15 protein-coding genes are annotated in these 14,487 nt (G+C 66.6%); 12 read left to right on the top strand and 3 right to left on the bottom strand.

Going from position 1 to position 14,487, the window contains the following annotated elements:
- The first annotated feature begins 5 nt into the window (after window positions 1-5).
- From aepY to ACN0WF_RS12225, 8 genes are all read left to right on the top strand, one after another.
- Window positions 6-1,154 (top strand): phosphonopyruvate decarboxylase, encoded by a 1,149-nt coding sequence (gene aepY, locus ACN0WF_RS12190; protein ID WP_417773087.1) that lies wholly within the window; start codon window positions 6-8, stop codon window positions 1,152-1,154.
- Window positions 1,151-2,260, top strand: coding sequence for a 2-aminoethylphosphonate--pyruvate transaminase (locus tag ACN0WF_RS12195; RefSeq protein ID WP_417773088.1), 1,110 nt, complete (start codon window positions 1,151-1,153; stop codon window positions 2,258-2,260). Before aepY ends, ACN0WF_RS12195 begins: the two co-directional genes overlap by 4 nt.
- 202 nt (window positions 2,261-2,462) lie before the next feature.
- Window positions 2,463-2,666 (top strand): hypothetical protein, encoded by a 204-nt coding sequence (locus ACN0WF_RS12200; protein WP_417773089.1) that lies wholly within the window; start codon window positions 2,463-2,465, stop codon window positions 2,664-2,666.
- A complete protein-coding gene (locus ACN0WF_RS12205) occupies window positions 2,656-3,894 on the top strand; it encodes an aminotransferase class I/II-fold pyridoxal phosphate-dependent enzyme (protein WP_417773090.1) in 1,239 nt (412 codons plus the stop codon). Before ACN0WF_RS12200 ends, ACN0WF_RS12205 begins: the two co-directional genes overlap by 11 nt.
- Window positions 3,895-3,944: 50 nt before the next feature.
- Window positions 3,945-4,625, top strand: a complete 681-nt coding sequence (locus tag ACN0WF_RS12210) for a DUF4833 domain-containing protein (protein WP_417773091.1) — start codon at window positions 3,945-3,947, stop codon at window positions 4,623-4,625.
- 135 nt (window positions 4,626-4,760) lie between these two features.
- On the top strand, window positions 4,761-5,876 hold the full coding sequence (locus ACN0WF_RS12215; protein ID WP_417773092.1) for an inositol-3-phosphate synthase: 1,116 nt from the start codon (window positions 4,761-4,763) through the stop codon (window positions 5,874-5,876).
- A 2-nt stretch (window positions 5,877-5,878) separates the two neighbouring features.
- Entirely contained in the window at window positions 5,879-6,721 is an 843-nt protein-coding gene (locus ACN0WF_RS12220; RefSeq protein WP_417773093.1) for an SDR family oxidoreductase, read from the top strand.
- 5 nt (window positions 6,722-6,726) lie between these two features.
- Window positions 6,727-7,665, top strand: a complete 939-nt coding sequence (locus ACN0WF_RS12225; protein ID WP_417773094.1) for a phosphatidate cytidylyltransferase — start codon at window positions 6,727-6,729, stop codon at window positions 7,663-7,665.
- On the opposite strand, the gene ACN0WF_RS12230 is transcribed toward ACN0WF_RS12225, so the two are convergent.
- Window positions 7,656-8,129 carry a phosphatidylglycerophosphatase A gene (locus ACN0WF_RS12230; RefSeq protein ID WP_417773095.1) on the bottom strand — a complete coding sequence of 158 codons (474 nt, stop codon included), beginning with the start codon at window positions 8,127-8,129 and terminating at the stop codon, window positions 7,656-7,658. The two genes, ACN0WF_RS12225 and ACN0WF_RS12230, sit on opposite strands and share 10 nt — an antisense overlap.
- A gap of 147 nt (window positions 8,130-8,276) precedes the next feature.
- Here ACN0WF_RS12230 and ACN0WF_RS12235 point away from each other — a divergent pair, with 147 nt between their 5' ends.
- Complete coding sequence (locus tag ACN0WF_RS12235; protein ID WP_417773096.1) at window positions 8,277-9,488, top strand: LptF/LptG family permease; 1,212 nt, start codon at window positions 8,277-8,279, stop codon at window positions 9,486-9,488.
- On the top strand, window positions 9,485-10,717 hold the full coding sequence (locus ACN0WF_RS12240) for an LptF/LptG family permease (protein WP_417773097.1): 1,233 nt from the start codon (window positions 9,485-9,487) through the stop codon (window positions 10,715-10,717). Before ACN0WF_RS12235 ends, ACN0WF_RS12240 begins: the two co-directional genes overlap by 4 nt.
- 20 nt (window positions 10,718-10,737) lie before the next feature.
- Here ACN0WF_RS12240 and ACN0WF_RS12245 read toward each other — a convergent pair whose 3' ends face one another.
- Window positions 10,738-11,502 (bottom strand): NTP transferase domain-containing protein, encoded by a 765-nt coding sequence (locus ACN0WF_RS12245; protein WP_417773098.1) that lies wholly within the window; start codon window positions 11,500-11,502, stop codon window positions 10,738-10,740.
- Window positions 11,503-11,587: 85 nt separating this feature from the next.
- Here ACN0WF_RS12245 and ACN0WF_RS12250 point away from each other — a divergent pair, with 85 nt between their 5' ends.
- Both ACN0WF_RS12250 and ACN0WF_RS12255 read left to right on the top strand, forming a co-directional pair.
- Entirely contained in the window at window positions 11,588-12,331 is a 744-nt protein-coding gene (locus tag ACN0WF_RS12250) for a CDP-alcohol phosphatidyltransferase family protein (protein ID WP_417773099.1), read from the top strand.
- Complete coding sequence (locus tag ACN0WF_RS12255; RefSeq protein WP_417773100.1) at window positions 12,328-13,464, top strand: glycosyltransferase family 4 protein; 1,137 nt, start codon at window positions 12,328-12,330, stop codon at window positions 13,462-13,464. Before ACN0WF_RS12250 ends, ACN0WF_RS12255 begins: the two co-directional genes overlap by 4 nt.
- On the opposite strand, the gene ACN0WF_RS12260 is transcribed toward ACN0WF_RS12255, so the two are convergent.
- The gene (locus tag ACN0WF_RS12260) at window positions 13,461-14,435 is read right to left on the bottom strand and encodes a hypothetical protein (RefSeq protein ID WP_417773101.1); all 975 of its coding nucleotides are present in this window, start codon (window positions 14,433-14,435) and stop codon (window positions 13,461-13,463) included. The genes ACN0WF_RS12255 and ACN0WF_RS12260 overlap by 4 nt on opposite strands.
- Window positions 14,436-14,487: the final 52 nt, after the last annotated feature.

A 14,487-nucleotide genomic window follows, 5' to 3' on the forward strand; every position in this document is an offset into this window, starting at 1 on the left:
CGACAATGATCGAGGCAACGGATTTTCTCGCCGAAGCCAAGCGGCAGGGGCTCGACTTCTTCACCGGGGTGCCCTGCAGTTTCCTGACCCCGCTGATGAACGCGGTCATCTCCGACCGGGAAGCACGCTATGTCGGTGCGACCAGCGAAGGCGAGGCGGTGGCGATTGCCGCCGGCGCCTGGCTGGCGGGGCGCGAGACGGCGGTCATGTTCCAGAATTCCGGGCTCGGAAATGCAGTCAACCCGCTGACCTCGCTCAACCATCCCTTCGAGATCCCGACACTGGTGATCGTCACCTGGCGCGGGCAGCCCGGCATCAAGGACGAGCCGCAGCATACGCTGATGGGCGAGATCACCGGCGGGCTGGTCGACCTGCTCGGCGCGCGGCGGGCGGATTTCCCCGAGAGGCGGGAGGCAATTGCGCCAGCTCTTTGCGAGGCGCTCGCTCACATGCGCGAGAGCGGTCGGCCCGCCGCCTTCGTCCTGCCGAAGGGCGTCATCGCCGATGGTCCACTCGACGAGCCACCCGTCGCAGTCGCCCCGCGCCCGCGGGTCCAGGACTTCGACACGGACGCGGCCCCGGCGCTGCGCTTCGACGTGCTGCGGGCGATGAGCGGACTTCTGCCGAAAGGGGCGGGCGTGATCGCCACGACCGGCCATACCGGGCGGGAGCTTTTCACGCTTGAGGATCATTCGCGCAATCTCTACTGCGTCGGCTCGATGGGCGGGGCGAGCGCCATAGGCCTTGGCGCGGCGCTCAACACGGACCGCGAGATCGTGGTTCTCGACGGCGATGGCGCGGCTTTGATGAAGCTTGGCAACATGGCGACCATCGGGGCCCAGGCGCCGGAGAACCTTACCCACGTCGTGCTCGACAACGGCCGGCATCTTTCCACCGGCGGGCAGTCCACGGTTTCGGCGAATGTCGATTTCGCGGCGATTGCGGCCGCCTGCGGCTACCGTTTCGCGGCCAGGGCAAGCGGCATCGCTGGGGCGGCTGAAGCGCTTGGCGAGGCGCTGCGCCAGTCCGGCCCGCGGCTCCTGCACGTCACGGTCGCGCCGGAAACGGTCTCCGGCCTTGGGCGGCCGAGCGTTGCGCCGCGCGATGTCGCACGGCGGTTCCGCGCCTATCTGGCGGGCGAGGCAGGAGCATGAGCGAGGCGCCGATCCTTCTCACGCCCGGTCCGCTTACGACGAGCGCGCGCGTCAAGGCTGCGATGCAGCGCGACTGGGGCTCGCGCGATCCGGGTTTCGTTGCGTTGTCGACACGCACCGTCGAGCGCCTGCGCACGCTCGCTGGCGCGGACGAGAGCTGCGTCTGCGTCCCGCTGCAGGGGAGTGGAACCTTCGCCGTGGAGGCGATGCTCGGCAGCCTGACGCGCCCCGACGAGCGCATTCTGGTGCTCGCCAACGGCGCCTACGGGCGGCGCATCGTCGAGATCTGTCGCAGGATCGGGCGTCAGGTCGAGGTCTATGAGGTGGCGGAGACCCAGACCCATGATCCGGCCGAGATCGCGCGGCGGCTGGAGCTGGACCCAGGGCTTGCCGCCGTCGCCGCGGTTCATTGCGAGACCACGTCGGGGCTGCTGAACCCGGTGCCCGAGATCGCCGCGGTTGTGGCGCGGGCCGGCCGGCGGCTGCTTCTCGACAGCATGAGTGGTTTCGGCGCGTTGCCCGTGGATATGAGCGGCATGGATATAGCCGCCGTCGCCGCGTCTTCCAACAAGTGCCTGCAGGGCGTGCCCGGCCTCTCCTTCGTGATCTGCCGGCGCGCCGATCTCGGCACGCGCAAAGGGGTTGCTCCCTCGCTTGTTCTCGACCTCGAGGCGCAAGCGCAGGGCATCGAGGCGGACGGCCAGTGGCGCTTCACCCCGCCGACCCATGTCGTTGCAGCGCTGTCCGAGGCGCTGGACGAGCTCGACGAGGAAGGCGGACCAGAGGCCCGGCTGGCGCGCTATTCGCGAAACTGCCGGACACTCGTCGACGGCATGGCGGCGCTTGGCTTCGAGACCGCCCTCGATCCCGCCCGCCAGGCTCCGGTCATCGTCTCCTTCCGCGAGCCGGGGGAGGCGTGGTTCGATTTCACCACTTTCTATGATGCCTTGTGCGCGCGCGGTTTTGCGATCTACGCGGGCAAGATGCGCGACGTCGGAACGTTTCGCGTGGGGACCATTGGAGCGATAGATTCTATCGTCATCGAGCGTTTTCTGGATTGCGCCCGGGCTGTTGTGACAGAGATGAAACAGAAATTGATCCGGTGACGCTCAAGGTCGCCGAGCGCCTTACTTTCGCAAGGTTTGCCGCAAAAATCCCGATGCGGAGAAGGATAGCCGGCGCTATCGTCCGGCAGGGCACGTCGGGTTTTCGCATTCTGGCGCTGTCCGATGGGCAGGGTCTTCGACGGCTTACTCGACACGACCAGACCTTTCGGCTATTTAGCGAAATCCGCCAGTTTGAGGACGCATGGCTGTCGGCGACGCTTTCTGGGAAACGCTTCCTGCCTTGAAGGAGCAACTGGAAACCATGTCGCGTCATGGATTCTGGCGGGCGGAAGCGAGAGGCGGCGCCGTGCTGCGCAGCATGAATTCTGTATTGGCAATATTTACGGGATTGTATTGCGAATTAATGCCGCTCGGGTTTTGGGAGATTAAAACGAATGAAGCCTGAACGGCCGAGCTTTGCAGTGGTTGCTGAACGCCGCTTTCGCCTTGCTGGAAAGGCGATCATCGAACGACACAATCCCTACTTCCTGCCCGTCGACGAGCACCGCGAAAAGTGCGAGCGCAGTGGCATCCCCTTCATCAGCTTTGCCCATTACGACTATCTTGGCTTGAGCCGCAACGACGCGGTCGTCGAGCGTGCGGTCGAAGGCCTGCACACCCTCGGCAGCGGCGTCGGAGCCTCACGCCTGGTGGGTGGCGAGCGCGCCGGGCATCGCTCGTTCGAGCGCGATATGGCGGAGTTCCTTGGCGTCGGCGACGTGATGACGCTGGTCAGCGGCTATCTGGTCAATGTCTCGCTCATCAACTTCCTGATGGGGCCGCGCGATCTCGTCCTGATCGACGAACTGGCCCACAATTCGATCTTCGTTGGCGCCAAGAACGGGCGCTACGATCACAAGGTCTTCGCCCACAACGATTTCGACGATCTGGAGCGACTGCTCGAGGAGCATCGCGGCGAGTACCGGAACGTGCTGGTGGTCGTCGAAGGCCTCTATTCGATGGATGGCGACATTCCCGATCTTCCGCGCCTTGTGGAACTGAAGGAGACGCATGACGCCTGGCTTCTCGTGGACGAGGCGCATTCCTACGGCGTGCTCGGCGAGACGGGGCGCGGTCTTTGCGAGCATTTCGGCATCGATCCGCGTCGCATCGAGCTGACGGTGGGAACTCTGTCCAAGTCCTTCGTGTCCTCCGGCGGTTTCATCTGCGCCGAGGCGAGCGTGATCGACTGGATGCGCTTCACGTTGCCGGGCTTCGTCTACAGCGTCGGCCTGTCGCCGGCGACGCTGGGCAGCGCCCATGGCGCGCTTGAGCGGCTGGTGGCCGAGCCGGAGAGGGTCAAGCGCCTTCACCACAATTCCGAGTACTTCCGCGACCGCGCGCGGGCCGTCGGGCTCGACACGGGGCCGGCAATCGGTCGTGGCGTGGTTCCGGTCCTCTTCGCCGATCCGATGCAGACCATGGTCGCGTCGCAGGCGTTGCTCGATGCTGGTATCTATGCTCCTCCTATCGTCCAGATCGGCGTTCCCAAGGATCAACCAAGGATTCGTTTCTTCATCTCCGCCGACCACACCGAGGCGGAAATGGACAAGGCGATCGATATCGTCCTGGCGGTGATCGGTGGGACGGTCGCAGCCGACACACAGCCCCAGCCGGCGGTCGCCGGCGTCTGACCGGCCGTCGCCACTCGGGTTCCCGAACGACAATCACGGACTTTCCAACCATGGCGGCGAGCGCAATCTCCTGCGGCACAAGACGCGATGCGAACGCATGGCGCAAGCGAATGGCCGTCGTTGCCGCGCTTCTCGCGGTTGCGGTCGCAGCGACGCTTGCGCCGATGTCGGCACATGCCCAGGAAGGTACGCGCATCGAGACGCGCTCAAGCCAGCGGGCGCAGGCGTCTGTCGTCGAGCCCGTTGATCGGGCTCCCGTCATTCGGCCCGATTTCCCGGTTCCCGAAGAGCCGGGTATGCTCTTCTATCTGCAGCGCTCCACCAATTCGAACACGATCATCTACGCGGCGAACTTTCGCGCAGATGGCAGCCTCGATCCGCGCGAGCCGGTGTTGGCCTACTGGCGGCGCTACAACACGACCGGCGAGAGACTGCCGCTGAAGATGATCGAGGACAGTTTCGCTTTCGGCGTGCGCGCACGACAAACAGAAGATCCGAACGTCTTCAGCCTTTACGTCGTCTCGTATCCCGAGCGGATGGCGACACTCAGGCTCATCGAACCGGGAAAGGCGCAGCTCACGCTGCGCGCCGGCGGCTACGAGATGAAGCCGACCTATGCCTATGTCGACGTCGACGAAAGCGGCCTGATGCCGAGCGTGAGCCGGGTTGTCGTCGTCGGGCAGGATGTGGGAACCGGCAAGCCGCTGGTGGAACGGATCGAGATCGAGTAACGCTCATCGCGGATCGGGTCGCCCGACCGCAGCCAAAAGCCGCAAGGACATTCCCTCGCGCGGCCAGAAACAACGACAGTTCCCGGAAGGCCGCTTTCCAGGCCGATGGGCATGGGTAGGGGCTAGACACTGATCATGACAGCGACTTCCGCCAGGACGATCCGGACAGCGATCGTCGGAGCCGGCAATTGCGCCAGCTCGCTTGTGCAGGGCGTGGCCTATTGCCGCGCGTTCGGGGACGAGGCGATCGGCGTGCCGTTCCCGGTTCTCGGCGGCTACCGGCCGCAGGACGTGGACATCGTGCTTGCCTTCGAGGTTGATGCGCGCAAGGTCGGCCGTACGGTCGGCGAGGCCGCCGTGGCGCTGCCGAACTGCACGGAGATCTTCCACAAGGATCTTGGTGGCATGAGCGCGCCTGTGCTGCGCGGCCCCGATCTCGATGGCGTTTCCGCCTTCATGCGCAACCAGGCGCCCGATCGCAGCTTCGTTGTCTCCAGCGAGCCGGCACTCGGCAAGGACGCCATCGTTGCGGCCCTGAAGGAGGCCAAGGCCGAGGTTGTCATCAACTTCCTGCCGGTCGGTTCCATCGAGGCATCGCACTTCTACGCCCAATGCGCTCTCGAGGCCGGATGCGCCTTCGTCAACGGCATTCCGGTGTTCATCGCTTCCGACCAGGCGTGGGCGGAGAAGTTCCGCCAGGCGAAGCTGCCGATCCTGGGCGATGACTTCAAGGCGCAGTTCGGCGCGACCATCACCCACCGCGCCCTGGCGCGGCTTGCCGACATGCGTGGCGTCAAGGTTGATCGCACCTATCAGCTCAATGTGGGCGGCAACACCGACTTCCTGAACATGATGGACATGGACAGGCTGGCGATGAAGCGCGAGTCCAAGACCGAGGCGGTGCAGACAGCGATGAACGCGCGTCTCTCCGACACCGAGATCCGCATCGGCCCGTCCGACTACGTGCCGTGGCTCGAGGATCGCAAGGTCGCCTATGTGCGTCTCGAGGGACGCCTCTTCGGCGGTGTGCGCACTCATGTCGAGATGCGTCTCGAGGTCGAGGACAGCCCCAATGCGGCGGCGATGGCGCTGATTGCCATCCGTTCGGCGGCGATTGCCCGCGACCGCGGCATGGTCGGTCCGATCGAGGACGCAAGCGCCTTCCTGTTCAAGCATCCGCCGCTGCAGATCGAGGATGCGGAAGGTTACAACCGTCTTCTCGCTTTCGCCGGCGACGCAACGGACGTCTGACGATGGGGAACGCGGACGCCAGCGATGCCGACCGTCCTGTCGCCTTCATCTCCGGCGGCAGCAGCGGCATCGGGCGGGCGCTTGCGTTCACTCTCGCCCGCAAGGGGTTCGACCTCGGGCTGATGGCGCGGGGCGAGGTGCGGCTGGCCGAGACGGCAGCCGAGATCCTGCTGGCGGTGCCTGCGGCCCGCGTCGAATGGGCGTCGGCCGACGTCGGTGACGAGGCGGCCTCGCGAGAGGCGCTGCGTTCGCTCGTGCGCAGGCTCGGCGTGCCGGCGTGGGCGGTCTTCAATGCCGGGATTGCCCAGCCCGGGCATTTTCTTGAGCAGCCGCTGCACGAGCATGTCGACCAGATGCGCACGAACTACTTCGGCGCGCTCAATCTGGCCCACGAGCTTGCTCCCAAGATGGCCGCGAAGGGGACCGGGAGGATGGTCTTCGTTTCCTCCGGTGCCGCCTTCTTCGGTATCTACGGCTATGGCGCCTACGCGCCGTCGAAGTTCGCCCTGCGCGGACTTGCCGAGGTGCTCCGGGTGGAGCTGGCGCTGGTCGACATTTCCGTGACCCTGGCCTATCCGCCCGACACCGACACGCCGCAGCTTGCCGCTGAGGCGCTGACCAAGCCGACGGCCACCAAGGAGATCACCTCCGGGGGCGGTCTCTGGAGCGCCGAGCGGGTGGCCGAGCATATCGTGCGCGGCGCCGAGCGCGGGCGGTTCCTGGTCGCGCCCGGCACGCAGATGGGCTTGCTTGCCTACGGTCACAGCCTGCTTGCCCCGGCCCTGCGGCGCTGGCAGACGCGCATCGCCCGCCGCCACGCCGCGACGATGTTCCGCAAGGGATGAGCGGAATGGGCCTGCAGGCAGTGGCGCTTCCCACGGTCGCGCTGGCCATTCTCGTTGGCCTCGCCATCGGTTTCGTGCTGCTCGCTCTCGGCAGCCTGGTCCCGGCGACGGCTGGCAAGACACGGCCGCTCTGGCCTATCTACGGCACGGAGCTTGTTATCGTCGCCGGTGGCCTGCTGCCGTTCCTGGCCGGGGGCGTCTGGCGCGATCTCGCGCTGGCGGTGCTCGGTCTACGGGTCGGCTATGAGGCCGCCGGGGTCGCGCTGTTGCGCGTCCTACCCGATGGTGGTGGGCGCCCTGCATTACGGTTTGCGTCTCTTTTCTTCGGTGGTCTCGTCGCGGTTCTAGGGTTTTGCGCCGGTCTGCTGGACTTCGGCCTCGCGGTAGGGATCGGTCTTGCCGTCGCACTTGTCGCAACCTGCCTGTGGCGTCTGCTGGCGCGGCCGGCGGCGGTGACCAGGGTTCTGGCGGAGCTTGTCGTCTTCCCGATGGTGCCGGCGGTTCTCTTCATCGCCGCTGCCCGCAACGACGGGCAGGCAGGCATGCTGCTCCTCGCCTTCCTGCTGGTCGAGACCTACGACAGCTATGCGCTCTTCGGCGGCAAGCTGTTCGGCCGGCGGCCAGCGTTTCCGGTGCTGAGCCCGCGCAAGACCGTCGAGGGGCTGGCCGTCGGGGGAGCCATGCTGGCGCTGACGGCGGTGGTCGCCGGGCCTCTGGCTTTCGGCTGGCAGCCGGGACCGGCCCTGCTTGCGGCCCTTGTCATCGCGCTTGCCGCCGTCGCCGGCGACCTCGCCGGATCGCGCCTCAAGCGTGCTTCCGGCGTCAAGGATTATCCGCAGGTGCTGCCGCGCCAGGGCGGGCTGCTCGACATTGTCGATGCCTGGCTGATTGCCGGGCCGGCGCTTGTCTTTCTTGCCGGGCTTGCGAACACCGCTCAACCGTAGGCACCGAGGCTCCAGGCGAGCGGTACAAGAACCAGAAGGGCGTAGAGAGCGGCTCCGGCGTCGTCCAGCATGATGCCGAGCCCGCCCTTGACCGTGTCTTGCAGCCAGTCGACCGGCCAGACCTTGCGGATATCGAAGAAGCGAAAGGCGAGAAACCCGGCGAGCCACCAGACGGGATCGACCGGCAGGAACAGTACAACCGCCGCTGCTCCGAACGTCTCGTCGACCACCACCACCTGAGGATCCTCTTCCCCCCGGTCGCGGGCGACGCATGCGGATGCCCAGGTGCCGACGGCGAAGAGGAGTGCGAGTGCGATTGCCTGTTGGGCGACACCGGTACCCGCGAGCGGCCACGCGACGAGCAGGCCGACAGCGGCGCCGACCGTTCCCGGCCAGACCGGCGACAGGCCGGCGCCGAAGGAATACGCCAGACAATCGGCAAGGATCTGCTGAAGACGTCGCATCGGCGGTGACCTATGATAGCGTTCAGGAATCGAGGATTTTCAGGCTTGCGCGCGAGGGTGCGCGCAGGCCCGATCTAGCATGAAGTGGACAGAACAGGCGATGGCGCCGGCGCAGTTTTCGGACCCTTTGGGAGCATCGCTGCCGTGATGCCGGTCTTTTCGATCGCGACGCGGTCGCTGCTCATGCGTGTGCTGGCCAGGGTCGCCGTCGTCGTGGTGACCATCGAGATCGTGTTTCTCGCCGAAAAGCTCACCGGAGTTCTGGAAGAAGTTCTCGGCCACGGCGGTTCGCTCCTCTCTGCGCTGTCGATACTGGCGATGACCACGCCGGAGATTTTCGACTTCGCGCTGGCGCTTGCCTGTGTGATCGGCGGCTATTTTGCCTTCGTCGCGGCGCGCGAGGAACGGGAACTCGTGGCGCTTTCGGCGGCCGGTGTGTCCTGGCGGGTGGCGTTGCGGGTGGCGCTTCTCACGGGCCTTGCGGCCTTCGCGCTCAGTCTCTCGGTGTCGGGCTTCGTGGACCCGCTCGCCAAACATGCGAACCGGGCGCTGGTCTTTCAGCTCAAGAGCGAACTTCTGTTTCGCCGCATCACCGAGCCGAGCGAGGGAACACTGATCGAGACGATCCGGGGGCGCACCTTCGCCGCGCTGAGCGACACCAGCGTCTCGCCCCCGCATGAAAGCCTTTTCGTTCATCAGCCGGGGGCGGCGGGCGCCTGGCGTGTGACCCAGGCCGGGAACTGGAAGCTGATCGGCCCGAACGAAAAAGGGGCCTACGATCTCGGTCTCGGCCGGGTGATCGCCTATGATTTCATTCCTCTCGACGGGGACGGACAGAAAAGCGTGCTCAGCGCGGGGCGCGGCCCCAACCTCCGCGCGCTCAGCGACGAGGACATGTTGGCGGTGCCGATGCTGCCAAGGGTCAAGGTGGAAAACGTCTCCATGCCCGTCAGTCTCGACAATATCCTTCAGTTCGCCGCACGAAGCGACGTGGCGAAGGAATGGACGCTGCTGGAGGCTCTGGAAAGCGGTGCGGCCAGCACCGGGGCGCTCGAAATCGCCGGCCAGCGGTTCGCGCGGTCCGTAGCCGCCTTTGTCGCGCCTCTTCTGGCGCTGGTGGCTTGCGCACTGGCCGGCAGCGGTGTTGCCGGCTATCTGGCGCTGCCCGCGGCCTGCGCAACGCTTCTTGTTTTCGATGTGGCCTTGCGCGCCTTTCTCGGCGGGATCGCCGTCACGACGGGCGGCGGGGTGATGGTGGCTATGGGGCTCGGTATTGGTCTTGTGGCGGCCTTTGTCCTGGCGCTTGGCCTTGGTCGGCGCGCCCCGGCGCTGCTTCGTCCCGTCAACGAGCGGGCATGAGCATGGGACCGGACAGGCGGGACGCGATGGCGGATGCTTCGGCGGGGCTTGCGCCCCTCCCGGTGCGCGGCGTTGGTCGAACGCCGATTTTCGGTATCGCCGCGCGCCGTGCGCTCGGGCTTTATTTGCGCGCCGCATTGCTCGTCATGTCGATGTTCCTGATCATCGCCTGGGCCATCGACCTGGCGCAGACCCTTGATGATGTGCTCGCGCGCGCCGACGCGCTGGATCGGAGCCGGATGGAGCTTCTTGCTCTCTACCTTGGCTTTCGCGGTGTCGACATCGCGACACGTCTGTTCCCGGTCGCCTGTTTCATCGGCATTTTCGCGGCCGAACTCTTCCGACTGTTCAATCGCGAGACAACCATCCTCGCAGCGGCGGGCTGGTCGCCGCGCCAGACCCTGCTGGTGGTTTGTCTTTTTGCCGCGCTGACGGGTTCGCTGCAGTTCGCGCTCGAGCGTTGGCTCAGGCCGGCGGCCGTCTTTGCCCAGGCGGAGCTCGAGCTGGGGGGCTACGGTCGCCGTTTCGCGGCCGGCGAGATCGAGGGACATCGCTGGTTCGTCGTTGACGGCAATGTGCTGCGCGCCCGCATCACCCGGCAGGAGAAGCCGCGCCTCGCCGATCTTGAGCTCTATCGGGGCGTCGTGGCCGGGGACCTGCAGGATGTATTGGTCGCCGGGCGGGCGGAGCCGGCCAAGCGTCCCGGGTTCTGGCGGTTTAGCGACGTGGCGCTGTGGTCGCGCCTGCCGGGCGAGGAGGGGGAGACGGAAACGGCGACCTATGCCCAGACCTCGCTCTATCTCATCAGCCGCTATCCGACGCTGGAGGTGCGCCTGTCGCTGCTGCCGGAAACGCTGGCCTATTATGATGTGCCGGCCTTCTATCTGCCGCAGGCGCCGCTCGAGCGGCTCGCCCGGTCGGACAACCCGCTAAAGGGGCCGGACGTCGACGCCGCGCTGTGGAGGCGTTGGGCGGCTTTCTTCCTGCCGGGAGCCTATGCGCTGCTGGGAGCGAGCCTTGCCCCCATCGCCGGGTCTGGCCGGATCGTCGCGCCTGGGCGGATCGTCGTCCTGGCGATGTGCGGTTATTTCGCGCTCGTCGCGACGAAGGTTTCCTGGGCGATGGGCGAAATCGGGGCGTTGTCCGGGTTCACCAGCAGCTGGCTTTCCATCGCGCTCGCGATGATCGGGACGGCTATCGCGCAGCGGATGCTCTCCCGCCCGCACTGACGGGGCGGGGAGGGTAAGGCTCAGTCGGACGGAGCCTGACGCCGTGCCTCGACAATGCGCGGGTAAACGAGGCGGGCGGCGCGGGCCAGCATTTCCTCGTTGTCGACTTCCGCCCAGGCCAGATCCTCGACCTTGGGACAGGTGATGTCATGGGTCCGCGCCAGGGCCACGAGACCGCTCTCGTAGTCGGCCATGGGTGTTTCTTCGACCAGGCCCGGGCCGATCCGCTTGAGCCTGCGCACGGCCTCGGCGGCAAGGTAGGTGAGGCCGACGAGTTCGCCGTGGTGAGGGGCGTCGCGGTGGCCGACCTGCTTCGACATGTCGACGAGGCAGGGGCGGTCGCCCTGTGTCTCCGCCCAGACATAGACCTCGTCGCCCGCTCCGGTCGGCCCGGATACGAGCAGGGCCGAAGACCCCGGCTCCGCCAGCACGGCGGCAACGGCGCGAGGTTCGAACACAAGGTCGGACTCAAGCAGAAGGACGGGTCCGTCGACGTCTTCGAGACCGACGAGAAGGCTGTTCAGGGAGCCTTTCTCGGCGAAGTCGGGATTGTGGCAAAGAGTGGCGTCCGGCAGCCGGCGGGCAACGAGATCGCCGTATTGCTCGGCAAGGTGGCCGGTGACGATGCGCACCTGGCCAAGGCCGTGCGCCGCGAGTGTCTCGACGGCGTCCTCGCAGAACGTCTTCTCGCCCAGGGAGAGAAGACCCTTGGGCGTCATGCGGCCGCGTTCGCCCATGCGCACGCCCCGTCCCGCCGCCAGAAAAATCGATGTGATATCGCGCATGAACCCGCCGCAATGTGGTAAGGGCTCCACCTATAGAAGAGGCTCCCTCAGGGGGCAAGCAATGCCGGAACGGATGACGTGGGGAATGACGGACGGACCGACACTTGGTGAACTCGTGGCGGAATATCGCCGCGCCAGATTTGCCCGCGAGATGCGCAGCGACTGGGCGGTCGCGTTATTCTACCGCTTGCCAAGCCTGCCGATCATCCGTGTGTTGTCGCGCACCCCGGTCTCGCCGACCATGGTGACGCTTGCCGGCATCCCGGTGGTCGTTGCGATGCCTCTTGCGGCGCTTTTCATGTCGGTGGATCGCGCCGTGCTGATGGTCGGATTGCTGGCCATCCTCTTTCAGGTTCTCGACTGCGTGGACGGCGGGCTTGCGCGGGCCACCGGCCGCAGTTCGCGGCTTGGCGGTACCGTCGATTATCTGGTCGATATGGCGCAATGGGGTTTCCTCTACGCCAGCATCGGCATTCTGGCGGACCGCGCCGGGGGTTCTGATGCGGCGATGGCGGGCGGGGAGCAGCTCACCTGGACCTTTGTGGGCGTGGTCGCCGCATGGATCCGCCTTTTCGCGCGTGTGGTGCGTGACGCGAGCCCGCCGCCGCTCACCAAGGTTGCGGGCAGTCCGCTTCCTCCCCTGTCGGCGACGGGCGCGGTGCTTGCCTTCTTCGCCGGCCTCAGTGGCACCATCGCGCCGCTGGTGCTTCTCGCCGGGATGACCGGAACGCTCGTTCCCTTGCTGGTTTTCCTTGTCGTCTATGCGGTTGCCGACGTGGTCGAGGGGCTCTTCGGGACGCTGCGGGCGGACGCGAGCGGCGACGCATGAGGATCATCCAGGTCTGCCCCTATGACCTCGCCCGTCCTGGCGGCGTGCAGGCGCATGTGCGCGACCTGTCCGCCTGGCTGACGCGGCAGGGCCACGAGACGCGGATCGTCGCGCCCTATCCCGTCACCGGGCAGCCGCTTGCCGGCGTCGACCATTGCGGCCGGGCGCGTCTTGTCTCGCTCTTTTCCACGCGATTCGAGATCAGCCTTGCGAGGCGGGCGGAAGTGCGCGCGCTGGCGGGCGAACTCGGCGAAGGCTGGAAGGCCGACCTCGTTCACCTGCACACGCCATGGACACCGCTGATGGCCTGGCAGGTCTGGCGTGGCCTCCGCCTGCCAAGCGTCGCCACGTTTCATGCGACGTTGCCGGACCCTGGTGACCGTGGGATTTCGGCGCGTCTGTTGAGGCAAGCGGCCAACCACTTCCTCGACCGTTCTCGGGCGCTTATCGTGCCTTCGGCGACACCGCTTGCCCATCTCCGGCCGGAGGCGCGCGGCATTGCCGCCCATGTGCTGCCGCCCTCGGTCGATCTCTCGGCCTGGCGAATGGCCGGTCAGACGCGCGGGCCCAAAGGCGCGGGTTGCCATATCGTCTTTCTGGGGCGCTTCGAGGAGCGCAAGGGGCTTGATGTGCTGCTCGCCGCCTGGCCCGACGTGGCGCGCCAGGGGGATGACATCCGTCTGACGGTCGCCGGCGGCGGGACGCTGGAGCCGCTCGTTCATGCGGCGATGGCAGGTCCGTTCGGCGGGCGCATCGCCCATCTGCCGACGCCGGATGACGCGGCCGCCCGTGCCTTGGTGGCGAGCGCCGATGTTCTGGCCGCGCCCTCCCGCTTCGGCGAAAGCTTCGGCATTGTGCTGATTGAGGCGATGGCGGCGGGAGCGGTTCCCGTGGCGGCCGCCAATCCTGGTTACGCCTCGGTGATGACCGGCGAGCTCGCGGGGCTGCTGGTGCCGCCCGGCGATGCGCGGGCGCTTGCCGAAAGGCTTCTGGAGCTGTGTCGCGCACAGGATCAGCGCGCGCGCTTCGCGGAGCTGGCCAGGGCCCGCGCCGCAGGCTTCGACATTGCCGCGACCGGGCCGGAGTTTCTTGCGGTCTACGAACGCGCGCTGCGGGAGACGGCGAAACGCTAGGCGGGCTTTTCGAAGCGCGAAGGGGTCGGGAACCAGCGTTCGAGCGTCTTCTTGACGAGCGCGACGACGCGCGGATTGGGCCTGTCCCCGAAGCTGTCGTTGAGGGTGATCGTCGCCGGATGCTGCCATTCCAGGCGTCGCAGCTGCAGCCATGTCCAGGGCAGGATGTTTTCCAGCGAGACATAGCCCGTGAGCCGTTTCACCTCGGCGGGCGGTGCGGCTTCGCCTGCGCCGGTGAGAACCGCGTGGTGCGGATAGACATATTCGGGCGGCACGGTGCCGTTGCCGCGAAACCGCGCTCGGCGCGTCGCCAGGATTTCCTCTGGATAGGCGGAGAGCATGGCCTCGAAGCCCTCGCGGTCGATGGCGAGCGGGCCATGGGCGAGGTAACGGCGCGGCGCCGCGCCATGCACGCGGTCGAGCATGGCGTTGGCGGTGGCCAGAGCCAGGTTCCACGGGCTTGCGATGGCCGGCGAGAGATCTGCCTCGATCGGGGTACGCTTGCTCTCGAAAAGCACCCTCGGTCGTCCCTCCGGCGTGAAGAAATCGGACAGGGACAGCGGCGCGAAAGCCAGCATGTCGTCCTCGAAGTAGAGGAAGCGTTCCGACAGGCCTGGCAACCGCGCCAGGTGGCTGACAATAGAAAATGAGCTGAAGGTGGGCAGGAAGCGCTCCTCGATGACCTCGTCATGATGGACGATGCGAATGTCGGGACGCGACGTGTCGAGCCAGTCGGGAACCTGTGGCCGGCAGCTCAGAATATAAACGTTTCGCACGAAGGGGGCGAAACGCTCGAGCGAGCGCAGGCTGTAGCGCAACGTCTCGAGGTTGTCCCTGGTGCGGTTCGGGTTGGCGTCCCGGTTGTCCTGCGCGTGGGCCATCAGGCTGTCGCTGTAGCCGTCGAAACTGTCGTCGACCCAGGTGTAGACGACGTCGAGGGGCAAGGCAGGCGGCTGTTCCGAAGCGGGCATCTGGGCTCCCGGGAGCGGGGTTTGGCGCGTCCGGCCATGCGATGGCGTTTCT

Source organism: Stappia sp., assembly GCF_048268045.1.
In the GTDB taxonomy this organism is placed as follows: Bacteria; Pseudomonadota; Alphaproteobacteria; order Rhizobiales; family Stappiaceae; genus Stappia.